Origin of the sequence: Streptomyces sp. NPDC050085 (assembly GCF_044460595.1) — a bacterium.
Taxonomy (GTDB): Bacteria; Actinomycetota; Actinomycetes; order Streptomycetales; family Streptomycetaceae; genus Streptomyces.
Window position 1 is genome coordinate 406,802 of record NZ_JBITJZ010000006.1, and the last position, 23,616, is coordinate 430,417.

Here is a 23,616-nt window from a genome sequence, read left to right on the forward strand (position 1 = left end):
CTTTCCGACGGCTCGTCGGCGGCTCGTCGGCGGCTCGTCGGCGGCTCGTCGGCGGCTCGTCGGCGGCTTCAGGGTCGGGACTTTCGCCCCTCGATACCCCCCGGGGTATTGCTGATACCCTCGGGGGTATAGATTCCACTGTGTCACCAGGAGGTTCCCGTGAAGGTCGTGGTCATCGGAGGCGTGGCGGGCGGCATGTCCGCGGCCACCCGGCTGCGTCGGCTCGACGAGAGCGCCGAGATCGTCGTGCTGGAGCGCGGCGCGCACGTCAGCTACGCGAACTGCGGGCTGCCGTACTTCCTCGGCGGCGTCATCGAGGAGCGGGACGCACTCCTGGTGCAGACGCCCGAGGCGCTGCGGGCCCGCTTCCGGCTCGACGTCCGAGTTCGCCACGAGGCGGTCGCCGTCGACCGCGAGGCCCGGACCGTACGGGTGCGGGACCTCACGACCGGCGACGAGTACGTGGAGTCGTACGACCGTCTGGTGCTGAGCCCGGGCGCCCGCCCCTTCGTCCCCCAACTGCCGGGCGTCGAGCGGGCGTTCACACTGCGGGACGTCACCGACACGGACCGGATCGCCGCCACGCTCGAGGCCGGTGCCCGCAGCGCGGTCGTGGTCGGCGCCGGGTTCATCGGCGTGGAGGCCGCGGAGAACCTGCGCCACCGGGGTCTCGACGTCACGCTCGTCGAGTTGGCCGACCAGGTGCTGCCGCCGCTGGACCCGGAGATGGCGGCGCCCCTCGCCGGGGAGCTGCGCGCGGCCGGGATCGATGTCGCGCTCGGCACGCAGCTCAAGGAGGTCCGCGCGGCCCCCGAGAACACGGTGCTGCTCGACGACGGGCGCACCGTGCCCGCCGACGTCGTCCTGATGGCGATCGGGGTCCGCCCCGAGACGGGGCTCGCGCAGCAGGCCGGACTGGCCGTCGGCGAGCGCGGCGGGATCGCCGTGGACGAGAGCGGCCGCACCAGCGACCCGTACGTGTACGCCGTGGGCGACGCCGCCGAGAAGCGCGACGGGCTGACCGGCGAGAGCACGCTCGTGCCGCTGGCGAACCTGGCCAACCGGCACGGCCGGCTCGTCGCGGACGCGATCGCGGGACGCCCGGTCGGCGCCCGCCCTGCCACCGGCACCGCCGTCGTGCAGGTCTTCGGCCTGACCGCGGCGGCCACGGGCTGGAACGAGAAGCGGCTGCGCGCCGCGGGCCGCGCCTTCCAGGCGATCCATCTGCACCCCGGTTCGCACGCCGGGTACTACCCGGGTGCGTCGCCGATCGCGCTCAAGCTCCTCTTCGACCCCTCCGACCTGCGGATCCTGGGCGCACAGGCGGTAGGCGCCGACGGCGTGGACAAGCGCATCGACGTCATCGCGACCGCCATCGCGGGCGGCCTGACCGCGCCCGACCTCGCCGATCTGGAGCTGGCGTACGCGCCGCCGTACGGCTCGGCGAAGGACCCGGTGAACATGGCGGGGATGATCGCCGAGAACCTGGCGACCGGCACGGACCGCACCGTGCAGTGGCACGAGCTGGCCGCCGTGCGCGATGCCGGGGCCACCGTCGTCGACGTCCGCACGGCCGCGGAGCACGCGCGCGGCGCGATCCCCGGTGCGGTGAACATCCCGCTCGACGAGCTGCGCGAGCGCATCACCGAGCTGCCCGACGGCGACCTCGTCGTCCACTGCCAGGTGGGCCTGCGCGGCCACACCGCGCTGCGGCTGCTCGCGGGGCTCGGCCGGGACGCGGTCAACCTCGACGGCGGCTACGCCACCTGGACCGCGGGACAGGCCGCATGACCACCCCCCTCAACCACCGTACAGATCACGTCACTTCACCTGGGAGAAGCATGAGCACCACCCTCGCCCCCGCCGAACTGCACGCCCGGTCCGCCGACGACACGCTCGTCGTGGACGTGCGCGGGCCCGGCGAGTACGCCGCCGGTCACGTGCCCGGCGCCGTCAACGTGCCGGCCGAGCACCTCGACGCCCTGCTGCCCGACCTGCGGGACGCGGCGCAGCGGCGCCGCCTCGTCGTCGTGTGCGCGGCGGGCGTGCGCTCGGCCGCGGCCTGCGCGACGCTCGCCGAGGCGGGCATCGACGCCGTCGGCCTCGCGGGCGGCACGCAGGCCTGGACCGCCGAGGGCCTGCCCGTCGACACGGCCGCGCACGAGGGACGTACGGTCTGGGCGATGGACCGCCAGGTGCGGTTCGCCGCCGGGTCGCTCGTGCTGCTCGGGCTCGCGCTCGGCCGGCGTGCGCCGAAGGGGCGCCTCGTGGCCGCGGGCGTCGCGTCCGGGCTCGTGTACTCCGGGCTCAGCAACACCTGCGGGATGGCGGCGGTGCTGGGCCGGCTGCCGTTCAACCGGCCGCGGCCGGGCGCGCTCGACGTGGCCCGCGCAGAGCTGCGCGCATGAGCGGGAACCCGGCGGCGAGCGACGCCGTCCTCAAGCGGCTGCGGCGCGCCCAGGGTCAGCTGAACGGGGTCATCGCGATGATCGAGGCGGGCCGTGACTGCAAGGACGTGGTCACCCAACTCGCCGCCGTCTCCCGGGCGTTGGACCGGGCCGGATTCAAGATCATCGCCTCCGGGATGCGGGACTGCATGAGTGCCGCCGACGGGGAGCAGCCGCCGCTCACCGAGGACGAGCTGGAGAAGCTGTTCCTGTCGCTGGCGTGAGAGCACGACCGCGCGGACACACCCGCACGGACACACCCGCACGGACACACCCCCACGAACCGCCTCGGCGGGGCCGCTTCCGGTCGGCCCCGCCGAGGCGGCGTCCTCAGGCGGCGCGGCGTACCCGCGCCCCGTGGCGGCGCACGAGGTCGGCGTACCGGTGGCCGCTGCCCTTGATGGTGCGCACCTGCGTCGTGTAGTCGACGTGGATCAGGCCGAACCGCTTGTCGTAGCCGTACGCCCACTCGAAGTTGTCGAGCAGCGACCACGCGAAGTACCCGGCGAGCGGGGCGCCCTTGCGCACGGCCCTGGCACAGGCCGCGATGTGGTCGACGAGGTACTGCTCGCGCTCCGGGTCGGCGACGGTGCCGTCGGGGCGGACGACGTCCGGGAACGCGGAGCCGTTCTCGGTGATGTACAGCTTGCGGGCGCCGTACTCCTCGGTGAGGCGCAGCAGCAGCGACTCGATGCCGTCCGCGTCGACCTCCCAGTCCATGCCGGTGCGCGGAACGCCGAGGCGGCGCACGGCCTGCGCGTAGGGCGCCGGGCCCGCCGGGTGGTCGGTGATCACGGACGGGAAGTAGTAGTTCAGGCCCAGCCAGTCGAGCGGCTCGGCGATGGCCGCCAAGTCGCCTTCCTGCTCCGGGAGTTCGACGCCGTACACCTCGACCATGTCGGCGGGGAAGCCACGGCCGTGCACCGGGTCGAGCCACCAGCGGTTGGCGTGGCCGTCCTGGCGACGGGCCGCGGCGACGTCCTCGGGGCGGTCGGTGGCGGGCGTGACCTGGGCGAGGTTGAGGACGATGCCGACCTCGGCGTCCGGCACGGCGGCGCGGATCGCCCGCGTGGCCAGGCCGTGCCCGAGCAGCAGGTGGTACGAGGCCTGCACGGCGGCGGTCAGATCGGTCAGGCCCGGGGCCATCGTGCCCTCGAGGTGGCCGATCCACGCGGAGCACAGCGGCTCGTTCAGCGGCGTCCAGTGCTTGACGCGGTCGCCGAGCCGCTCGGCGACGACGGACGCGTACCGGGCGAAGTGCTCGGCGGTCTCCCGGGAACTCCAGCCGCCCCGGTCCTGCAGCGCCTGCGGCAGGTCCCAGTGGTAGAGGGTCACCATCGGCGTGATGCCCTCGGCGATCAGCGCGTCGATCAACTCGTCGTAGAAGTCGAGGCCCTTGGTGTTCACCGGGCCGTCGCCGCCGGGGACGATGCGCGGCCAGGCGATCGACAACCGGTAGGCGTTCGTGCCGAGTTGCTTCATCAGGGCGAAGTCCTCGCGCCACCGGTGGTAGTGGTCGCAGGCGACGTCGCCCGTGTCGCCGCCCGCCACCTTGCCCGGCGTGTGCGAGAAGGTGTCCCAGATCGAGGGGGCGCGGCCGTCCTCGGCGACGGCGCCTTCGATCTGGTACGCGGCGGTGGCCGTGCCCCACAGGAAGTCGTGCGGGAAGGCGGAGAGGTCGACGCAGGAGTGGGGGTCGGACACGGGGTTCCTTTCACCGAAGGGCGGGGTGGTGCGGGAGTCGGTCACTTGACGGCGCCCGCGGTCAGACCGGTGACGAGATAGCGCTGCAGCAGGAGGAAGCCGGCGACGACGGGCACGCTGACGACGAGCGAGGCGGCCATGATCTGGTTCCAGTACACGTCGTTGAGGTTGGCGTAGGCGCCGAGGCCGACCGAGAGCGTGCGGGTCTCGTCGTTCGTCATGACGGATGCGAAGAGCACCTCGCCCCAGGCCGTCATGAACGAGTAGACGGCGACGGCGACGATGCCGGGGATCGCGGCCGGCACGATGATCCGGAAGAGGGCGCCGAGCGGACCGCAGCCGTCGACGAGGGCGGCCTCGTCGAGATCGCGCGGCACGGACTCGAAGTACCCGATGAGCATCCAGATCGAGAACGGCAGCGTGAACGTCATGTACGTGAGGATCAGTCCGCCGCGCGAGCCGAACAGGGCGATTCCGGTGGCGTTGCCGATGTTGACGTAGATGAGGAACAGCGGCAGCAGGAAGAGGATGCCGGGCAGCATCTGCGTCGACAGGACAGTGACCGTGAAGACGCGCTTGCCCCGGAAGCGGTAGCGGCTGACCGCGTAGGCGGCGAAGACCGCGATGATCACCGAGCAGACGGTGGCGGCGCCCGCGACGATCACCGAGTTCGTGAAGTACTTCGCGAGCGGGACGGTCTTCCAGATGTCGATGTACGGGCGGACGGTCAGCCCGCTGGGGATCCAGCGGAACTTGCCCTGGACGTCCTGCAGCGGCTTGAGCGAGCTGGTCACCATGACGAACACGGGCAGCAGCACGAAGCCGGTGAGCAGGGTCAGGAAGATCCGGCGGGTCCACAGGAAGGACCGCGGCGCGGCCATCGGCGACCGGTGCCGCACAGTGGTGTCAGACATCGGCGGTCTTCCTTCCCCGCGAGGTGAGCGCCAGGTACAGGCCGGTCACGACGAGCAGGAACAGCAGGAGCAGCACGGACATGGCGGAGCCCGAGCCGAAGTTCCAGGTGACGAACGAGGACTGGTAGATGTGGACCGAGATGAGGTCCGCGTTCTTCGGTGCCGCCTTACCGAACATCACGTACGGCGTGTTGAAGTCGTTGAACGTCCACAGGAACAGGACGAGCACGAGGACCTGGTTGACGGGGCGCAGTGACGGCAGCGTGATGCGGCGCAGCTGCTGCCACAGGCCCGCGCCGTCCAGGGCCGCGGCCTCGTACATCTCCTTGGGGATGTTCTGCAGTCCGGCCATCACGATGAGGAAGGCGAACGGCCAGCCCTTCCACACCGAGACGGTGAGCAGCGCGTAGAAACTGTTGTCGCCGATCAGCCAGAACGAGGGCTTGTCGGTGACGCCGAGCTGGTCGTGCAGGACGTGGTTCACCAGGCCGTTGTCGTGCTGGAACATGAAGACCCAGGTGATGACGGCGGCGTAGACGGGCAGCGCGTACGGGATCAGGAAGATGGCCCGCAGGATGCCGCGGCCCTTGAACGTCTCCTGCATGAAGATCGCCGCGGCCGTGCCGATGGCCCAGCACAGGCCGACGGAGAGCAGGGTGAACAGGCAGGTGACGAAGAAGGAGTGCAGCAGGGCCTGGCCGACCGGGGCGTCGAAGTCGACGGCCACCTTGAAGTTGTCGAGGCCGGCCCACGGGGCCGTGCCCCAGTCGCGTATGTAGAACTGCGTGAGCTCCTTGAAGGCCATCACGATGCCGATGACCATCGGGATGAGGTGCACGAGGAGCTCGAGGACCAGCGCGGGCAGCAGGAGCAGGTAGGGCAGGCCGATCCGGCGGATCCGCCCGGGGCGGCGGCTCTTGCCGCTCGCCGACCCGGGGGACTCCTTGCCGACGGCCGGCCCCTCCCCCGCCTCGGCGGGGGAGGTGGCGGTCGTGGTCATGTCGGTCTCCGCACTCACTTGTTCGGCATCGACTGCTGCGCCTTGTCCAGCGCGGCCTTCACCGATTCCGTGGTGACCGCCTTGCCGGCGGCGGCGTCGGCGAACAGCTCCTTGACGGCCGTGCCGACGGCGGTCTCGAACTGCGACTCGTCGGCGACCTGCGGCAGCGGTGCGGCGCTGGTGGCGAGGGTCTGCTTGAGCACGGCGGTGGCGCCCGAGCTGAAGGCGGCGTCCTCCTGCGCGGCCTTCACCGGCGGAATGGATCCGTAGGTCTTGTTGAGGAGCTTGGACTCCTCGTCACTGGTCATGAACTTCACGAACTGCGAGGCGCCGTCGAGGTTCTTGGTGTTCTTGAATACGGCGATGTTGATGCCGGCGACCATCGAGTTGGTCTGGTTGCCCGTGCCGGGGGCGCCGGACAGGACGGGCGCGGGGACGACGCCGAAGTCGTCGGGGCTCATGCCCTGAGACTCGAAGGTGGTCGAGGCGGCCTGCCAAAGGATCATGGCGGTCTTGTTCTTCGAGAAGTCGCTCAGGGACTGGTTCTGCGCGTACTCGGCGTTGCCGGGCGCGATGATCTTGTCCTTGCCCATCAGGTCGACGTACTGCTTGACGGCCGCGACGGCGCCGTCCGAGGTGAAGTCGGGCTTGCCGTCCGCGGTGAACCAGTCGGTGCCGCGCTGCTTGGCCATGACGAAGATCTGGTGGATGTTGTTGGACAGGTTGGAACCCTCGGCGCCGAGGCCCCACTTGCCGTCCTTGGAGATCTTCTTGCCGTCGGCGACGACCTCGTCCCAGGTCGTCGGCGGCTTGGTGATGCCCGCGTCCTTGAACATCTTCTTGTTGTAGTAGAGCGCGTACGACATCGAGTACAGCGGCACCGCGGCCGGGTCCTTGCCCTGCGCGCCGGCCGAGCCGATCGCCGAGTCGACGAACCGGTCCTTGCCGCCGATCTTGTCGAACTGCTTGGCGTCCCACGGCAGCAGCGCGCCGGTGGCCTGCAGCGAGGCGCTCCAGGTGTTGCCGATGTTGAGGACGTCGGGACCCTGGCCCGACGTGGTCGCGGTGAGGATCCGGTTGAGCAGATCCGACCACGGGATGACTTCGAGCTTGACCTTGATCCCGGTCTTCTTCTCGAACTTGTCGAGTTCGGGCTGGAGGACCTTCTTGTCGGTCGCGATGTCCTTGCCCTGGTTCGAGGCCCAGTAGGTCAGGGTCTTCGGGGAGTCGTTGGACCCGCCCCCCGAGGACGAGCCACCGCCGCAGGCGGTCGCGGCGAGGGCGAGCGAGAGGGTGACGGCGCCGACGGCTGCGGCTCGGATTCTGCTCATGGCTCCAGGTGTCCCTTATCCGGAGGGGGCCCGACCGCGTTCACAGCAGGTGTCCTGCGCGACTTCAAGAAGTGAACGCCCTCAGGGCTTAATTTAGGCTGTGAGTTAAGCCGCACAAGAAGAGGGCGTCAAGAGCCCCGGCACGGGTATCTTGCGCTGGGCGGCGGTTGTTGAGGCCGTGTGGGCGCAGGGAGAGGGAGAACATGGCCGGGCGGAACGGGCGTACGGTGCACGACCTGCGACGGGAGAACCGCGCGGCCCTATTGCAACAGTTGTATTTCGATGGACCGTTGAGCCGGTACGAGCTCGGGCCGGCCACCGGGCTGAGTTCAGGTTCCGTCAGCAATGTGGTCGCGGAGCTGGTCGCCGAGGGGCTGGTGGAGGAGGCGGGCAGCGTCGAGTCCGACGGCGGGCGGCCGCGCACGCTGCTGCGGATCGCGCCCGACTGCGGCCTGCTGATCGGGGTCGACGTCGGCGAGAACCTGGTCCGCGTCGAGCTGTTCGATCTCGTCCTCACCGAACTCGCCCGGGTGGAACGGCCGTTGGCGGTGCGCGACGGGTACGCCGTCGACGTGGTGGTCGGGCACATACGCGACGGGGTGGCCGAGGTCCTCGCCGCGGCGGGCGCGGATCCCGGGCGGCTGCTCGGGGTGGGCGTCGGCGTGCCCGGCATCGTCGCGCGCGAGCCCGGGCGCGGCGCGGTCGTGCACGGCCAGACGATCGGCTGGCGGGCGGTGGAACTGGAGCGGCTGCTGCGCGAGGGCTGCCAACTCCCCGCCGACATCCCCTACTTCATCGACAACGGCGCCAAGACGCTCGGCCAGGCGGAGATGTGGTTCGGCGCCGGGCGCGGGGCGGGCAGCGCGGTCGTGGTGCTGTTCGGCTCCGGTGTCGGCGCGTGCGTGGTCACCGAGGACGGGGCCGAGGGGCGGGCCGTCGAGTGGGGGCATCTGACGGTACGGGTGCAGGGGCGGCGCTGCCGGTGCGGAGCCCTCGGCTGCCTCGAGGCGTACGCGGGGGCGCAGGCGCTCGTCGAACGGTGGCGGGAGGCGGGCGGCACGCCGAGCGGCGACGCCGGTGAAGAGGCCGCGCTCGCCGAGCTGTTGACGACGGCGTACGAGGACGGGGGCCCGGCCGGTGAGCGGGACCTGGCGCTCTCCGTACTGGCGGAGACCGCCGAGTACCTGGGCGCGGGCCTGTCCGACCTGGTCAATCTCTTCCAGCCCGAGCGCATCCTGATCGGCGGCTGGGCGGGCCTGCGACTCGGCCCCCGCTTCCTGGAGTCGGTCCGCGCGCACATCGGCACGTACGCCCTCGACTATCCGCTGGGCCGCGTCGGCGTGGAACTCGGCCGCCTCGGTCCCGACGCGGTCACGGTCGGCGCGGCCACCCTGCCGCTGGCAGGCTTCTTCGCCCGCGGCGGCCGCCGGGCGGAACCGGCGCGGGTGCAGGAACTGGCCGGGTGGCGGCGGGCGTTGGTGGCGCGGCGGGGGTGAGCCGCGTTCCGCGCGGCCCGTGGTCAGGGGCCTGACGCCCGCTACCGGATGACCTACCGTGAGCCTGGGGGTGTGCCCGAGGGCGACGGGGGGCGGTATGAGTGGTCGATGGTTCGCGGACTGGCTGCGCGGCGATGACGACGACCGGCGCGGGTCCCGGCGCCCCCGCGGCATCAGCCCCACCGGTGACAAGCCGTGGCTGCGCGCCGATCCGGTGGACGCCTGCCCCGTTCCCGAGCGGCAGCGCAAGTGGATCGAGTGGGGACTGCGTTGGTGCGCGCGGGAGTTCGGGCCGGCCACCGATCCGCTGCGGACGGTCGCCATGCCTGGCTTCGCCCCCTCGGACTTCACCTGTACGCAGGCGGAAGCCGAGGCGCTCGTGCGCCGGATCGGCGCGGTGATGGGCGCGGACATCACGGCGATCTCCCTGGTCCTGCTGGACCCTCCGCCGGGCCCGGCGCCCACGAAGCGGCACACCGTCGGCACCTACCGAAAGACGGCGGAAGGCGCCGAGATCTCGCTGAACCGGTCGGTGGCCGACCGGCCCGACGCGTTCGCGGCGCTCGTTGCGCACGAGGTGGCGCACGCGCGGCTCATCGGCGAACGGCACGTCGAGAACAGGACCTTCGGCCCCGGCGAGGAGGAGGACCTCACCGATCTCGCCACCGTGCATCTGGGCATGGGCGTACTCACGGCGAACGCCGCCGACAGCTACGTCAAGGCGACCGGCTACTCGGTGACGGCACTCGGCGAGCTCACCGACTGGATGCTGACCGGCCGCAGGGACGAACCCCCGCACCACATGGGCTACTTGAGCCCGCAGGAGTTCGGCTACGCCCTCGCCTGCTGGAGCGAACTGCGCGGCGACACGGCCCCCGGCTGGGCACGGCATCTCGCGGCGAGCGTGCGGGACGCGTTCGCGCAAGGGCTCGCGTACCGGGCCTCCCGGCCGCGTTGACCGCCCGGACGCATGCTTCGATGGCGCCATGAACGACATCGCCGACGGTCCCGTGCCGTTCGTCAGGGGCCGCACCGACCGCGACCTGCCGGCCTGCGTCGCCGTGCTGCGCGAGGTTCATCTCGCGGACCGCTACCCCACCGACTGGCCCGCCGATCCGGCCCGTTGGCTGGCCCACGACGACGCCGCGACCGCATGGGTCGCCGAGGTGGACGGGCGGGTCGTCGGGCACGTCGCGCTGGCCGCGGTCGCGGCGGGGGACGTGGCGCCGGGGCTGCTGTCGACGCCGTCGCGGGTCGTCGGGCGGCTGTTCGTCGGGCCGTCGGCGCGCGGCCTGCGCTGCGGTGCGCTGCTGCTCGGGCAGGCGGTGCGCGAGGCCGAGCGGCGTGCGGTCCGGGCCGTCCTTGACGTCGTCGCCACCGACACGGCCGCGATCCGGCTCTACGAACGCCTCGGCTGGGAGTTCCTCGGCGCGGGTCAACAGGACTGGGGCGGCGGCCGGTTGATCGACGTACGGTGTTATGCCGCACCGCTGGACACCACCCGCAGGAGAGCGTCATGAACAAGGCCGCACCCGCCCGCCCCGCGAAGCAGCGCAAGCAGGACACCCTCGACCGGCTCGAACGCGACGTCGACGCGTGGGTGGCGACGGCGGCCGAGGACGGGCAGCCGTACCTGATGCCGCTGTCGTTCCTGTGGCGGGACGGGGTGCTGTACCTGTCGACCCGCGCCACGAACCCGCTCGCCCGCAACCTCCTCGCCACCGGTACGGCGCACCTCGCGATCGGCGGCACGCGGGACGTCGTCCGCGTCGAGGGCGTCGGCGAGGCGCTGGGCGACGACGAGATCTCACAGGAGTTCGGCGACGCGTTCGCGGCGAAGACCGGGTTCGACCCGCGCGCGATCGACCAGCGCTACCTGTACTTCCGCGTCCGGCCGGTGCTGATCCAGGCCTGGCGCGAGGTGAACGAGCTCGCGGACCGTGACGTGATGCGCGAGGGCCGCTGGCTCGTCGAGGACTGAGCCGCGAGCCGGACCGGACGCGGATGCCCCTCGCCACTGCACGCGGAGAGGGGCACCCGGTCACCACCGGGAAGCGTCACGCCGGGTCGATGCGGGAGACGGCGCCGCCGATCGCCAGCGCGTACAGCTCGCCCTTGCACCCCTGGACGAACGAGATGACCTCACCGCCGTTGACCCCGAGGTCGTGCACCCCCGTCACCTTGCCGTTCTTCACCTGCAGGGAGCGGATGGTGCCGTCGCAGTAGTCGCTGTACACGTACTGGCCCTGGAGGTCCGGGATCGCCCTGCCTCGGTAGACGAACCCGCCCGTCACCGCGCAGCCGAGGCCCGTGCGGTCGTACTCGTGGACCGGCGGCACGTGGTTCGCCGGCTCGGTGCCGCCGCGGAAGGGGTGCGTGCCCTCCATCTGGGACCAGCCGTAGTTCTCGCCGCCCTTGCTGCTCGCGGGCGCCCGGTCGATCTCCTCCCAGTCGCTCTGCCCGACGTCGCCGATGTACAGGTCGCCGGTGCCCGCGTCGAAGGAGAACCGCCACGGGTTGCGCAGCCCGTACGCCCAGATCTCGCCCTTCGCGTTCGGGTCGGCCACGAACGGGTTGTCCGCGGGGATCGCATAGGGCTTGCCGCTCGCCCGGCCGCCGGCCGGGTCGATCCGCAGGAGTTTGCCGAGCAGCGTGCCGAGGTTCTGTCCGTTGCCCTGCGGGTCGCCGCCCGAGCCGCCGTCGCCGAGAGCGATGTAGAGGTATCCGTCGGGGCCGAACTTGATGTCGCCGCCGTTGTGGTTGTCGTAGGGCTGCGTCTGCGTCAGGACGGTGCGCCGCGTGTTCTGTTGGATCGTGCCGCCGCGCACCGCGAACTCGTCGATGGTGCTGGTGCCTTCGAGGTTCGTGAACGAGATGTAGAAGTGCGCGAACCGCTGGTCGAACGCGATCCCCAGCAGGCCGCGCTCGCCGTCGGTCGTGGTCTCGGCGGAGATGTCGAGGACGGGCGCGCCGAGCCCCTTGGGGCTCAACACCCGTACGGTGCCAGCGCGTTCGGCGATCCAGACGGTGCCGCCCGGACCGGCAGTACCGGCGGTCGGATTCTTTGCGGTGGCCACGTGCGTGAGAGCGATCTCCGCGGAGCGCGTGGCATCGGCGGAGTCGGCTGAGGCCGTGGTCAGGGCGAGGGAGGCGACCAGGCAGAGGGTGCCGAGTATCGCCGAGCTTCTCGTGCGAACGTTCACCGTGATCCTCCGGGGTGGGGGGATGGGTGGTGCACTGGGCACGCAGGAGACTACTGGGGCACGGCAGGTTGGTATAGACCAAGAAGCGCCCCTGCGCGCGGGCGGCACCGCGCGCAGGGGCGACGAGTCCGGTCAGGCGACCGGGGCGGGCTCTTCCTGCACGGCGGCGGAACCGGCGTTCTCCGCGTGCCAGTCGGCGGTGTCCGCCAGCGGCTTCTCCTTCAGGATGAAGGCGAGGACGAGGCCGACCGCGAAGACGGGCAGCAGGTACAGGAAGATCGGGACGAGCGCTTCCTGGTACGAGGTGACGACCGTGTCGCGCAGATCCGCGGGCAGCGCGCGCACGAGCGCGGGCGTCAGCGCGTCGCTGTCGCCGACCTTCGCGGCGGCCTCCGGCGGAATGCCGGCCGCCAGCTTGTCGGTGAGACGGCTCGCGAACACGGCGCCCACCACCGCGGTGCCCAGCGTCGCGCCGATCTCCCGGAAGAAGTTGTTCGCGGAGGTGGCGGTGCCGACCTCGCTGCCCGGGAAGTCGTTCTGCACGGCGAGGACGAGGGTCTGCATCATGAGGCCGACACCGGCGCCCGCGAGACCGACGTACAGGCACACGAGCCAGACCGGGTCGGAGACGTCGAGGGTCGACATCAGGTACGCGACGAGCATGATGATCGCGGTGCCGGCGATCGGATAGACCTTGTAGCGGCCCGTCTTGGACATGATCGCGCCGGACGGCAGGGCCGTGCCCATGATGCCGACGACCATGGGGATCAGGAGCAGGCCGGACTCCGTGGCCGTCTTGCCGTAGACCATCTGCAGATACGTGGGCATGTAGCCGACGATCGCGAACATGCCGAGGCCGATCACGATCATGCCGAGCAGCGTGGCGACGTTGAAGATCGGGCTGCGGAACAGGTGCAGCGGGATGACCGGCTCCTTGGCGCGCTTCTCCGCGACGAAGAACAGGATCCACGCGGCGACCGCGCCGACGCCGAGCCCGACGACCAGCGGGTCGGACCAGGCGTACTGCGTGCCGCCCCAGCTCGCGAACAGGACGGTGCACGTGACGGCCGCGGCCATCAGCGCGGTGCCGAGGTAGTCGAGCGTGACCTCGACGGCCTTGCGGGGCAGCTTGATCGCGACGGCGGCGACGAAGAGGGCGAGGACGCCGAGGGGCAGGTTGACCCAGAACGCCCAGCGCCAGGAGTGCGAGTCCGTGAACCAGCCGCCGAGCAGCGGGCCGACCACGGACGACAGACCGAACACGGCGCCCATCGGGGCCATGTACTTGGCGCGCTCGCGCGGCGGCACCAGATCGGCGATGATCGCCTGCGAGGTGATCATGAGGCCACCGCCGCCGAGGCCCTGGAGGGCGCGGCCCGCGATCAACGTGCCCATGTTCTGGGCGAGTCCGCAGACCACCGAGCCCACCAGGAACAGGGCTATGCCGGCCAGGAAGATGTTCTTGCGGCCCATGAGGTCGCCGAGCTTGCCGTAGACCGGCATGCCGATCGTGGCGGCGAGGATGTACGCGGTGGTGATCCACGCCATGTGCTCGATGCCGTTGAGCTCGCCGACGATGGTCGGCAGGGCGGTGGACACGATGGTCTGGTCGAGGGCGCCGAGCAGCATGGTCAGCATCAGCGCGGCGAAGATCAGGCCGAAGTTGGCCGGCTTGACGGTGCCGCTCTCGTCGGCCGCCGGTACTGCTGCGGTGTCCATGCCCTCGGATGCGGGGGCGTGCGTCATTGCGGGGTACTCCGATGTGCGGGTGCGGGCAGGTCGTGGGGCCGTGCGGCGTGGGGAGAGCGGTCGCCGTGCACGGGTGATGCGGGTGCGGGGAGAGGTACGGGAGCGACCGCCTCGGGGAGGGCGGTCGCGGGACGGGGCGCGCCTACTGCACTGCGGCCCGCCCGAGCAGGGTGCGCAGCGTGGCGAACGAGGCGCGCACGCAGGCGGCGGGGCCGTCGCTGTGATCGCTCCGGTGCGACCACCGCTGCAGGCCGCTGCGCATCGTCGCCATGGCGATGCCCGCGAGCAGTCCGGCGTCCTCGCCGTCGGCCGGGGTGCCGGTGCGCCGGGCGATCGTCCCGGCCAGCTCGCGCTCCACCGCCTCGCACTGGGCGAGGAAGGTGGCGAGCACGGACGGGACGCCTTCGGCGATCCGCAGGATGTCCTCCAGCTCCTGGGGGCTGGGGGCGGCCTCCTGGAGATGGTCGGCGAGCACGTCGCCGAGGTCGCGCAGGACGGAGTCGGTGTCCCGGCCCGGCCCGTGCGCGAACCGGTCCGCGAGGGCGGGCGGCAGGCTGCCGGGCAGGGCGAAGAGCGCGGCTTCCTTGCTGGGGAAGTAGTTGAAGAACGTACGGGGCGAGACCCCGACCTCCTTGCTGATCATCTCGACCGTGATCCGCGCGAAGCCCAGCTCGCGCGCGAGCCGCAGCGTCGCGGCGTGCAGCTCGGCGCGCGTCTGCCGACGCCGACGGGCCCGCAGCCCCTCGGCGGGCGCGCTCTGCTGCGGGTCCGGGGTGATCACGGCGTGGATTCTTGCACACCGTGCAAACTTGCGGTCACTCCACCCCCACGCTGCGCACATGTACAGACACGCCCTTCCGAGTTAGCCTCGTATGTCCGTATTGCGGCAATCAAACTGGGGACCCTCGATGCGCGTACGCACTGTCACCGCGGCCACGGTCGCCAGCCTCGCCCTGACCGCCTTCGCCGTCCCGGCCGCCTGGGCGGACACCACCGCCGCTGCCCTGCCGCGGTGCGCGGAGAAGGACCTCACCGTGCGGGCCGCACCCTCCGACGAGCACGACGACGTGCTCGAGCTGAGCGTGCGCAACGACTCCGGGCGGGCCTGCCTGGTCGACCGCGTCCCGACGGTCACGTACGGCGATCTCGACGGGGCGGCCGTGCCGCTGCCGACCGTGCCGCACGCCGGACGGACCCTGGCCGCGCACGCCACTGCCTACGCCGCGGTGCGCTCGGTCTCCGACTCCGAGGACGCGGACGCGGAGGCACGCACCGTACCCACCGTGAACGTGGCCGCCGTGCCGGACCACGAGGGGCACACCTTCGCGGCGATCAAGCTGGGCGCCCCGGCGGGCGTCCGGGTCTGGGAGCCGGTGACGACCCTGTGGCAGTCGTCGCCCGCGCGGGCCGTGCAGGTCCTCATCGAGCAGACGACGGGCCGGAACAGCTTCGCCGCCTGAGCGAGCCGTTCCGGTCGCCTCCTCCTGCCCCTCTCGTCATCCGTTCCTGTCATCTCCTGAAGCTCCAACTACCCTTTCTGGGGCTTTTGTTGGGGGTGGGACCCCATGAATCCCGAGAAGTTCGGTCACCACTCTTGACGCTCGCTTCACACAGCTGAAGCATTCGTCGCCGAGAGAGCGCTCCCACACCCCCACTCGTTCACTTTCTGAACCAGGAGAGCCGCTGTGACCCCACCCCGCACGCCCTCTGCTTCGCTGTCCCGGCGCACCGTTCTCGGCGCGGTCGCCGCGTCCGCGGCCCTGCCCGCGCTCGGCACGGCCGTGGCGTCCGCCGACACCGCCCACCCCCACGAGGCCCTCGCGGGCGGCGGCGACCTCGGGCCCAACGTGATCGTCTTCGACCCGTCCACGCCCGGCATCCAGGCCAAGCTGGACGAGGTCTTCAAGCAGCAGGAGTCCGCGCAGTTCGGCACCGGCCGCTACCAACTCCTCTTCAAGCCGGGCAGCTACAGCGGCCTCAACGCCCAAATAGGCTTCTACACCTCAATATCCGGCCTCGGCCTCTCCCCCGACGACACCACCATCAACGGTGACGTGACGGTCGACGCGGGCTGGTTCAGCGGCAACGCCACGCAGAACTTCTGGCGCAGCGCGGAGAACCTCGCCCTGGTCCCGGTCAGCGGCACGGACCGGTGGGCGGTCGCGCAGGCCGCGCCGTTCCGCCGGATGCACGTGCGCGGCGGCCTCAACCTGGCGCCCGACGGCTACGGCTGGGCCTCCGGCGGCTACATCGCCGACAGCCGGATCGACGGCAGCGTGGGCCCGTACTCGCAGCAGCAGTGGTACACCCGTGACTCGTCCGTGGGCGGCTGGGCCAACGCCGTGTGGAACATGGTGTTCTCCGGCGTCGAGGGCGCGCCCGCGCAGACCTTCCCGAACCCGCCGTACACCACGCTCGACACGACTCCGGTCTCCCGCGAGAAGCCCTTCCTGTATCTGGACGGCGCCGACTACAAGGTGTTCCTGCCGGAGAAGCGGACGAACGCGCGCGGCACGACGTGGGGCGGCGGAACGCCGCGCGGCACGTCCGTCCCGCTCACGCAGTTCTACGTCGCCAAGCCCGGGGACAGCGCGGGGACGCTCAACGCCGCGCTGGCCCAGGGCCTCAACCTCCTTCTCACGCCCGGCATTTACCACCTCGACGCGCCGATCCAGGTGAACCGCGCGGGCACGGTCGTCCTCGGGCTCGGCTTCGCCACGCTCGTCCCGGACGGCGGGACCACCGCCCTGAAGGTCGCGGACGTCGACGGGGTGCGGCTCGCCGGGTTCCTCGTGGACGCGGGGGCCGTCAACTCCCCCACCCTGCTCGAGATCGGCCCGCAGGGCGCGTCCGCCGACCACTCGGGCGATCCGATCACCGTGCAGGACGTGTTCGTGCGCATCGGCGGCGCGGGCGCGGGCAGGGCCACCACCAGCATGGTGGTCAACGCGCGGCACACCATCGTCGACCACACCTGGGTGTGGCGTGCGGACCACGGCGACGGCGTCGGCTGGGAGACCAACCGCGCCGACTACGGCGTCGTCGTCAACGGTGACGACGTCCTCGCGACGGGCCTGTTCGTGGAGCACTTCAACAAGTACGACGTGCAGTGGAACGGCGAGCGCGGGCGCACCATCTTCTTCCAGAACGAGAAGTCGTACGACGCCCCGAACCAGGCCGCGGTCCAGAACGGCTCGGTCAAGGGCTTCGCCGCGTACAAGGTCGCCGACTCCGTTGCCACGCACGAGGGTTGGGGCCTCGGCTCGTACTGCTACTACAACGTGGACCCGACGATCCGCCAGGACCACGGCTTCGAGGCGCCGAACGCCCCGGGCGTGAAGTTCCACGACCTGCTGGTGGTGTCGCTGGGCGGCAAGGGCCAGTACGAGCACGTGATCAATGACATCGGGGCGGCCACCTCGGGCGACACCACCGTGCCCTCGACGGTGGTGTCCTACCCCTGACCCGGCACGTGCTCAGTACGCCGCGGTGAACCGGGTGCGGTGGTGCTTGGGCCGCTCGGCCTCGTCGAGGAGCACCACCGCGAGGTCCTCCATCGACAGGGCGGAGACCCCCTCGGCGTCGACGATCAGGTCGTCGGCGCCGAGCCGGTAGCGGCCGGTGCGCTCGCCCGGTTCGAGCAGGGCGGCGGGGCTCAGGTACGCCCAGTCGACGTCGCGGGTGCTCGTGCGGCAGGCGTCGAGCTGGTCGTTGCAGGCCAGCGCGATGGGGCGCAGGGCGGCCGGGAAGCCGGGGGCGTCGACCACGGTGGCGCCGCCGGTGCCGGGCACGACCAGGCCGGCGGCGCCGCCGACGAGCAGGAGGCGTACGCCCGTTGCGTGCAGGCCGGTGAGCAACGACCGGGTGACGGCGGCCAGTTCGGGCTCGCGGCCGGGCGCGGGCCGGGTCGCGGAGATCACCAGGTCCTGTCCGGCCGCGAGCCGGGCCACGCTGTCCGGGTCGGCGGCGTCGCCGGTGGCCACGTGCGCCCCCGCGGGCAGTTCGGCGGCACGGGCCGGGTCACGCACGACGGCGGTGACGCGGTGCCCGCGGGAGAGGGCTTCGGCGACGATGCGGCGGCCTGCGGTGCCCGCGGCTCCGAAGACGGTGATGTTCACGGTGGCTCCTCAACTACGGGGAAGGCGATGGACAGTCAGCGGGTGCGGCGGGTGGTGTCCCCTGCCCAGACCGCGACGGCTCCTGCCGCGAGGGCGGCGCCCAGGGCGCACACGCCGGGCCAGCCGGCGGCGGCCCAGACGACGGAGGCAAGGGCCGAGCCGAGGGCGCCGCCGAGGAAGAAGCACGTCATGAAGGCGGAGTTGATCCGGCTGCGGGCCTCGGGACGCAGCGCGTACAGGACGGTCTGGCAGCTGTTGAGGACGGCCTGCTGGCCGATGTTGAGGGCGACGACGCCGACCGCGAGCCAGGCCAGGGAGCGCTCTCCCGCGAGCAGGACCAGCCAGCCGGTGAGCAGGAAGGCGGTCGCGGCGCCGGTGACCTTGTGCACGTGGCCGCGGTCGCCGAGCCGCGCCGCGAACGTCATCGTGAGCACGCCCACCGCGCCGACGAGGCCGAACAGGCCGATCGCGGGCGCCGACCAGTGGAAGGGCTCGGCGGCCAACAGGAAGGTGAGCGCGGTGAGTTGGACGCTGTACGACGCCAGGGAAAGGGCCCCGAGGACGGCGCGGCGGCGCAGTACGGGCTCCTCGCGCAGCAGGGCGAGGGTGGAGCGGAGCAGCGCCGGGTAGCGCAGGGCCGCGGTGACCGGGAGCTGCGGCAGGACGCGGTGCAGGGTGACGGCGGCGCCCGCCATGAGGACGGCGAGGACCCAGTACGCGGTGCGCCAGCCGCCCAGTTCGGACAGGCCGCCCGCGGCGGTGCGGGCGAGCAGGCCGCCGAGCAGGATGCCGGAGACGACGGTGGCGACGGCGCGGCCCCGGCTGTCGGCGCTCGCCAGGGCCGCGGTGTGCGCGACGACGACCTGGGCGCCGACCGAGGTCAGGGCCGTGAGGACGGTGCCCGCGAGCAGGATCGGGCCGCTCGGCGCGAGGGCGGAGACCGTGAGGAACAGGGCGGTCGCGGCGAACAGGGTCACCGTGAGGCGGCGGCGGTCGACGACGTCGCCGAGCGGCACGAGCAGCATCAGGCCGAGCGCGTACCCGGCCTGGGACGCGGTGACGAGGAGTCCGGCCAGGACGCTGCCGATGTGCAGATCGCGGGAGATGAGGTCGAGCAGGGGCTGTGCCACGTAGTTGCCCGCGCAGGACAGGCCGGTGGCGACGGCCATGAGGAGGAGCAGGCTCCGGCGCGGTCCTGCGGCCTGGGCGGGGGTCGCCAGGGGGTGAACTCCCGGCTGCGGACGGGCAGTCAGCTGTGTCATGGACTCAGCGTGCGGCCCACTCCATTCATGAGTCCAACACATCCTTGTCATCCCAGCGATCGCAGATCACGATGGATCGCATGGAGTTGCAGCAGTTGCGCTATGTCGTCGCCGTCGCCGAGACCGGCGGGTTCACCCGGGCCGCCGAGCGGTGTCTCGTGGTCCAGTCGGCGCTGAGCCATCAGATCGGGAAGCTGGAGAAGGAGCTCGGGGCGCGGCTGTTCGAGCGGACGAGCCGGCGGGTGCGGCTGACCGCGGCGGGTGAGGCGTTCCTGCCGGCCGCGCGCCAGGCGCTCGAGGCGGCGGAGCGGGCCAGGGCGGAGGTCGCGGCGGCGACCGGGGAGATCCGCGGGCGGCTCGCCGTCGGGGCGATCGCGACGGTGACGGCGGTCGACGTGCCGGGCCTGATGCGCGCCTACCACGACCGTCATCCGCAGGTCACGATGCGGCTGATGGACGGGATGAGCGAGGAGCTGGCGCGCGGGGTGCGGGAGGGGACGCTCGATCTGGCGTTCCTGGGCGTGCCGCCCTCGTTCCGCCTCGCCGATCCGGCGCTGGAGAGCCGGACGCTCGCGGTGGACCGGCACGTGGCGGTCGTGGCGCCCGGTCACCGGCTCGCGGCGCGGGCCTCCGGCGCGCCGGTGCCGCTGGAGCAGCTCACGGACGAGGCGTTCGTGGACTTTCCGCCGGGGCGGGCGCCGCGGGCGCAGACCGACGGCGCGTTCGCCGCGGCGGGGCTGCGGCGCGAGGTGGCGTTCGAGGCCAGTGCCCTGGGCTTCATCGCCGAGCTGGTGCGCGGCGGGCTCGGGATCGCGCTGCTGCCGTCGCGGCTCGTGGACCGGCTGCCGGGTCTTGCGGTGGTGCCGCTGCGGGACGGGCCGACCCGGGAGGAGCGCCTGGTGTTCAGCCGGACGCGGCGCTCGCCCGCGGCGGCCGCGTTCCTGGAATCGGTACCGCTAGCCGACGGGCGCGGACTCGACGGCGAGGAGTGACGCGTCGTCCTGGAGCCTGCCCTGCGCGTGGTGCAGCAGGTCGCCCGCGAGCGCGGAGGTGAAGACGGCGAGGGGCGTGCGGCTGAGTTCGGCGGCGCGTTCGGCGAGGGGGTAGAAGGTGCCGGTGGCGTCGCGCGCCTCGGAGGCGCCGTCCGTGTGGAGCAGCATCCGGTCCCAGGCGCTGGACAGTATCGGCTGCGCGGCGCACCAGCCGTGGGCGAGGTCGAGCAGGCCGAGCGGGGGCGCGGGTGCGGGCACCGCGGCGGGCACGGCGCCGCCGCCCCGCAGCAGCAGTGGCGGCGGGTGGCCGCAGCAGACGAGCTCGGCGCTGCGGTCCTGCGCGATCGTGACGAGGGTGGCGGTGACGAACCGGTCCGGGTCGTCGGAGTGCGTCACCAGGGAGTGCAGCCGCACCGCGAGCACCTCCAACGACCGCTGCTGCTGCGCGAGTTGACGCCAGGCCTGGAGCACCGCGTCGGCGGTGCGGGAGAGTTCGGGCCCCTTGCCCATGACGTCGCCGATCAGCAGCCGGGTGCCGAACGGGGTGTCGACGACTCCGTGCAGGTCGCCGCCGCCGTCGTGCCCGGCACCCGAGGTCAGGCGGCGGGCGCTGACCCGCAGGGTGCCGACCGTGTCCGGGTGCGAGCTGGGCGTGCGCGGGCGGGCGGTCATGGAGGCCTTCCGAGGGAGAGCCGCGAGGGCGGCTCCGGCGGACGAATCAGTGGGGGTACGGCCGGTGCGATCCCGGGAAGTGTAGTCATCCGGGCGCGCTGTGTGACGAATTCCCCGAACTGCGCACAGGATGTGCGCAGCGTGTGCGGGTCGGATGTCAAGCGGCGTCAACGGCCGTACGGGAAAGGCGCAGCTTCCCACCTCCGGTGCGCGCATGCGGGAGGATCCGCCGAAGCCGTCCGGGAATCGGCGTGATCGTTCTAGCGTGGCGGCACAAGATGTGCCGTGGCGCCCGCAGTCGTACGGAGTGAGACCTGTCATGAAGCGCAGTGCCGGTCGTCGCCCGTCGGGCGAACTGCCCGCCGAGGCCACCAGTTTCGTCGGACGCCGCCGGGAGCTGGCGCAGTTGGCGCAGCTGCTGACGCGGGCCCGGCTGGTGACGCTGACCGGCCCCGGCGGTGTGGGCAAGACGCGCACGGCGGTGCGGGCCGCGCACGCGTTGCGCGAGGACTTCGCCTCGGGGGTGCAGCTGGTCGAACTGTCGGCGCTGAGCGACCCGGAGCTGCTCGCAAACACGGTCGCCGCGGCGCTCGATCTGCCGGAACAAACGGCTCGCCCCACGCTCGAGGTGATCGCCGCCCACCTCGAGGACCAGGAGCTCCTGCTGCTGCTCGACACGTGCGAGCACCTGGTCGACGCGTGCGCGATGCTCTGCGACGAACTGCTGCGCGCTGCACCGGGGTTGCGGATCGTGGCCACGAGCAGACAGCCCCTCGACGTGGCCGGCGAGCACGTCCTCGCGATCGGGCCGCTCGGGGTGCCCGATCCGGCCGACGGCGCCACGGGCCCCGCCTGCGACGCGCTGACCCTGTTCGCGGACCGGGCGTGCGCCGCGGTGCCCGGCTTCACGGTGAACGACGACAACCGGGCCGAGGTGCTCGCCCTGTGCCGGCGTCTCGACGGGATCCCGCTCGCCATCGAACTGGCCGTGTCCCGGCTGCGGGTGCTCTCCCTCGACGAGATGCTGACCCGGCTCGACGACCGGTTCCGGCTGCTCGCGGGCGGGCGCCGCACGACGGTGCCGCGTCATCAGACCCTGCGTACGGCGATCGGCTGGAGCCACGACCTGTCCACGGAGTCGGAGCGGCTGCTGTGGGCCCGACTGTCCGTGTTCGCGGGCGAGTTGAGCCTGCAGGCGGCGGAGGCGGTGTGCGGTGACGCACCCGACGCGCCCGAGGAATCCACGCTGTCGGCCGACGACGTGCTGACCTCGCTGATCGGTCTGGTCGAGAAGTCGGTCGTGATCCGCGTGGAGACGCCCGAGGGCACGCGCTACCGGATGCTCGACACCATCCGCGAGTTCGGCCGGGAGCAGCTCGACGCGCTCGGCGACGGGGAGCGCACGCGGCGCCGCCATCTCGCGTACTTCCTGGACGTGGCCCACTGCTTCGAGCAGGAGTGGACGGGCGACGCGCAGATCCCGCTGCTGCGCGCGCTGGTCCGCGACCGGGCGAACGTCCGGGTCGCGCTGGAGTACTGCGTCGCCTCGCCCCAACTGGCCTGCAAGGGGCTCCAGATGGCGACGGACCTGTGGGGGTACTGGCACACCACGGGCCTGCTGACCGAGGGCCGCTACTGGCTGCGGCGCACCCTGGACGGCTGCCGCGACGAGACACCCGTACGAGTGAAAGCGCTCTGGCTGACCAGTTGGTACATGGACATCCAGGGCGAACGCGGCGGGAACGAGGCCCTGTTGAAGGAGGCCGAGGCGCTCGCGGCCCGCATCGGCGATCCGGTCGGCGCCGCGTGGACGCTCGCCTTCCAGGCGCACCGCCGCTATTTCCTGGGGCAGATGGAGGGCTGCGCCGCCGACTTCGAGGAGGCCCGCACGCGGATGACGGGGCTCGGCGACGACACGGGTCTGCTGATGCTCGGCTTCTACGGCGGCTTCATGCTGATCCTCGACGGGGAGCACGAGAAGGGCATCGCCTGGTGCGACGACTCGCTCGCCCGGGGCGCGGTGCATCCCGCCGAGCAGTGGGCGCGCGGCTGGGCGCTGTGGGTCAAGAGCGTGGGCCTGTGGCTGAAGGGCGATCACGACGCCGCCGTCGCCTGCTCCCGCGAGGGTCTGCGCAGCAAGGCGGCGTTGCACGATCTGATGGGCCTCGCCCACTTCCTCGAGGGACTCGCCTGGCACGCGGCGCAGTTGCGGCACTTCGAGCGGGTCGCGGCGCTGCAGGGCGCGGCGGACGCCCTGTGGCGCAGGTCCGTGAAGGAGGCCCGGTTCGGGATCCCGGTGCTGCACGGGCTGCACGCGGACGCCGCCGGGCAGGCCCGCTCCGCGCTCGGCGCCGACGGGTACCACGACGCGTTCGAGGAGGGCGGCCGGCTGCCGCTCGACACCGTGGTCGACGTGGCGCTCGCCGAGGAGTCCGCGCTCGCCCCGGACGTCCCGGCTCAGCGACCGGGTCCGGCGGAGGGGCTCACGCCGCGCGAGCGGCAGGTCGCCGCGCTCGTCAGCCGGGACCTCACCAACCGGGAGATCGCCGCCGAACTCGTCGTCTCCAAGCGGACGGTGGACTCGCACGTGGAGCACATCCTCACCAAGCTCGGCTTCACCTCCCGTTCCCAGATCGCCGCGCTGCACGGGTCACAGGAGGCGGATGCGCGCGTTCCCCGCCCCGAGGTGTGACGAACCAGGTCATGGCGGCGCCCTCAGCCGCTACCG

At 72.0% G+C, this 23,616-nt stretch carries 21 protein-coding genes; 11 read left to right on the top strand and 10 right to left on the bottom strand.

What is annotated here, in order from left to right:
• Positions 1-159: 159 nt before the first annotated feature.
• From ACIBUY_RS24950 to ACIBUY_RS24960, 3 genes are read left to right on the top strand one after another with little or no spacing between them, the layout of a single operon-like run.
• Positions 160-1,791 (top strand): FAD-dependent oxidoreductase, encoded by a 1,632-nt coding sequence (locus tag ACIBUY_RS24950; protein WP_399153758.1) that lies wholly within the window; start codon positions 160-162, stop codon positions 1,789-1,791.
• 50 nt (positions 1,792-1,841) lie between these two features.
• Positions 1,842-2,408: a rhodanese-like domain-containing protein gene (locus ACIBUY_RS24955; RefSeq protein WP_399153759.1), complete on the top strand. Its 567-nt coding sequence runs from the start codon at positions 1,842-1,844 to the stop codon at positions 2,406-2,408.
• Complete coding sequence (locus tag ACIBUY_RS24960) at positions 2,405-2,671, top strand: metal-sensitive transcriptional regulator (RefSeq protein ID WP_365574605.1); 267 nt, start codon at positions 2,405-2,407, stop codon at positions 2,669-2,671. The genes ACIBUY_RS24955 and ACIBUY_RS24960 overlap by 4 nt, the downstream gene beginning before the upstream one ends.
• 106 nt (positions 2,672-2,777) lie before the next feature.
• Here ACIBUY_RS24960 and ACIBUY_RS24965 read toward each other — a convergent pair whose 3' ends face one another.
• Genes ACIBUY_RS24965 through ACIBUY_RS24980 form a run of 4 tightly spaced genes read right to left on the bottom strand, consistent with a single transcriptional unit; the run spans position 2,778 to position 7,396 of the window.
• Entirely contained in the window at positions 2,778-4,151 is a 1,374-nt protein-coding gene (locus ACIBUY_RS24965) for a GH1 family beta-glucosidase (RefSeq protein WP_399153760.1), read from the bottom strand.
• 41 nt (positions 4,152-4,192) lie between these two features.
• Positions 4,193-5,065, bottom strand: coding sequence for a carbohydrate ABC transporter permease (locus ACIBUY_RS24970; RefSeq protein WP_365574599.1), 873 nt, complete (start codon positions 5,063-5,065; stop codon positions 4,193-4,195).
• Positions 5,058-6,065, bottom strand: coding sequence for a sugar ABC transporter permease (locus ACIBUY_RS24975; protein WP_365574596.1), 1,008 nt, complete (start codon positions 6,063-6,065; stop codon positions 5,058-5,060). The genes ACIBUY_RS24970 and ACIBUY_RS24975 overlap by 8 nt, the downstream gene beginning before the upstream one ends.
• Positions 6,066-6,079: 14 nt before the next feature.
• The gene (locus tag ACIBUY_RS24980) at positions 6,080-7,396 is read right to left on the bottom strand and encodes a sugar ABC transporter substrate-binding protein (RefSeq protein ID WP_365574593.1); all 1,317 of its coding nucleotides are present in this window, start codon (positions 7,394-7,396) and stop codon (positions 6,080-6,082) included.
• Positions 7,397-7,599: 203 nt separating this feature from the next.
• On the opposite strand from ACIBUY_RS24980, the gene ACIBUY_RS24985 reads away from it, so the two are divergent.
• The 4 genes from ACIBUY_RS24985 to ACIBUY_RS25000 all read left to right on the top strand — a co-directional run bounded on the left by ACIBUY_RS24985 (position 7,600) and on the right by ACIBUY_RS25000 (position 10,873).
• On the top strand, positions 7,600-8,892 hold the full coding sequence (locus ACIBUY_RS24985) for an ROK family transcriptional regulator (protein ID WP_365574589.1): 1,293 nt from the start codon (positions 7,600-7,602) through the stop codon (positions 8,890-8,892).
• A gap of 97 nt (positions 8,893-8,989) precedes the next feature.
• Positions 8,990-9,850 (top strand): hypothetical protein, encoded by an 861-nt coding sequence (locus ACIBUY_RS24990; protein WP_365574586.1) that lies wholly within the window; start codon positions 8,990-8,992, stop codon positions 9,848-9,850.
• 28 nt (positions 9,851-9,878) lie between these two features.
• Complete coding sequence (locus ACIBUY_RS24995) at positions 9,879-10,412, top strand: GNAT family N-acetyltransferase (protein ID WP_365574583.1); 534 nt, start codon at positions 9,879-9,881, stop codon at positions 10,410-10,412.
• Positions 10,409-10,873: a pyridoxamine 5'-phosphate oxidase family protein gene (locus ACIBUY_RS25000; RefSeq protein ID WP_365574580.1), complete on the top strand. Its 465-nt coding sequence runs from the start codon at positions 10,409-10,411 to the stop codon at positions 10,871-10,873. Before ACIBUY_RS24995 ends, ACIBUY_RS25000 begins: the two co-directional genes overlap by 4 nt.
• 76 nt (positions 10,874-10,949) lie before the next feature.
• Here ACIBUY_RS25000 and ACIBUY_RS25005 read toward each other — a convergent pair whose 3' ends face one another.
• From ACIBUY_RS25005 to ACIBUY_RS25015, 3 genes are all read right to left on the bottom strand, one after another.
• Positions 10,950-12,095: a PQQ-dependent sugar dehydrogenase gene (locus ACIBUY_RS25005; RefSeq protein WP_399153761.1), complete on the bottom strand. Its 1,146-nt coding sequence runs from the start codon at positions 12,093-12,095 to the stop codon at positions 10,950-10,952.
• Between the two features lie 132 nt (positions 12,096-12,227).
• The gene (locus ACIBUY_RS25010) at positions 12,228-13,841 is read right to left on the bottom strand and encodes an MDR family MFS transporter (RefSeq protein WP_399153762.1); all 1,614 of its coding nucleotides are present in this window, start codon (positions 13,839-13,841) and stop codon (positions 12,228-12,230) included.
• Between the two features lie 145 nt (positions 13,842-13,986).
• Positions 13,987-14,625, bottom strand: coding sequence for a TetR family transcriptional regulator (locus ACIBUY_RS25015; protein ID WP_365574571.1), 639 nt, complete (start codon positions 14,623-14,625; stop codon positions 13,987-13,989).
• A 127-nt stretch (positions 14,626-14,752) separates the two neighbouring features.
• Here ACIBUY_RS25015 and ACIBUY_RS25020 point away from each other — a divergent pair, with 127 nt between their 5' ends.
• Both ACIBUY_RS25020 and ACIBUY_RS25025 read left to right on the top strand, forming a co-directional pair.
• The gene (locus tag ACIBUY_RS25020; protein ID WP_365574568.1) at positions 14,753-15,304 is read left to right on the top strand and encodes a DUF4232 domain-containing protein; all 552 of its coding nucleotides are present in this window, start codon (positions 14,753-14,755) and stop codon (positions 15,302-15,304) included.
• Between the two features lie 225 nt (positions 15,305-15,529).
• Positions 15,530-17,308, top strand: coding sequence for a coagulation factor 5/8 type domain-containing protein (locus ACIBUY_RS25025; RefSeq protein WP_399153763.1), 1,779 nt, complete (start codon positions 15,530-15,532; stop codon positions 17,306-17,308).
• A 12-nt stretch (positions 17,309-17,320) separates the two neighbouring features.
• Here ACIBUY_RS25025 and ACIBUY_RS25030 read toward each other — a convergent pair whose 3' ends face one another.
• Positions 17,321-17,962, bottom strand: a complete 642-nt coding sequence (locus ACIBUY_RS25030) for an NAD(P)-dependent oxidoreductase (RefSeq protein WP_399153764.1) — start codon at positions 17,960-17,962, stop codon at positions 17,321-17,323.
• A 35-nt stretch (positions 17,963-17,997) separates the two neighbouring features.
• On the bottom strand, positions 17,998-19,224 hold the full coding sequence (locus tag ACIBUY_RS25035) for an MFS transporter (protein ID WP_365574560.1): 1,227 nt from the start codon (positions 19,222-19,224) through the stop codon (positions 17,998-18,000).
• An 80-nt stretch (positions 19,225-19,304) separates the two neighbouring features.
• On the opposite strand from ACIBUY_RS25035, the gene ACIBUY_RS25040 reads away from it, so the two are divergent.
• Entirely contained in the window at positions 19,305-20,216 is a 912-nt protein-coding gene (locus tag ACIBUY_RS25040) for a LysR family transcriptional regulator (protein WP_365574557.1), read from the top strand.
• Here the strand turns inward: ACIBUY_RS25040 and ACIBUY_RS25045 are convergent.
• Positions 20,181-20,888 carry a PP2C family protein-serine/threonine phosphatase gene (locus ACIBUY_RS25045; protein ID WP_365574554.1) on the bottom strand — a complete coding sequence of 236 codons (708 nt, stop codon included), beginning with the start codon at positions 20,886-20,888 and terminating at the stop codon, positions 20,181-20,183. The two genes, ACIBUY_RS25040 and ACIBUY_RS25045, sit on opposite strands and share 36 nt — an antisense overlap.
• 319 nt (positions 20,889-21,207) lie before the next feature.
• On the opposite strand from ACIBUY_RS25045, the gene ACIBUY_RS25050 reads away from it, so the two are divergent.
• On the top strand, positions 21,208-23,580 hold the full coding sequence (locus ACIBUY_RS25050; RefSeq protein WP_399153765.1) for an ATP-binding protein: 2,373 nt from the start codon (positions 21,208-21,210) through the stop codon (positions 23,578-23,580).
• The last annotated feature ends 36 nt before the right edge of the window (positions 23,581-23,616 follow it).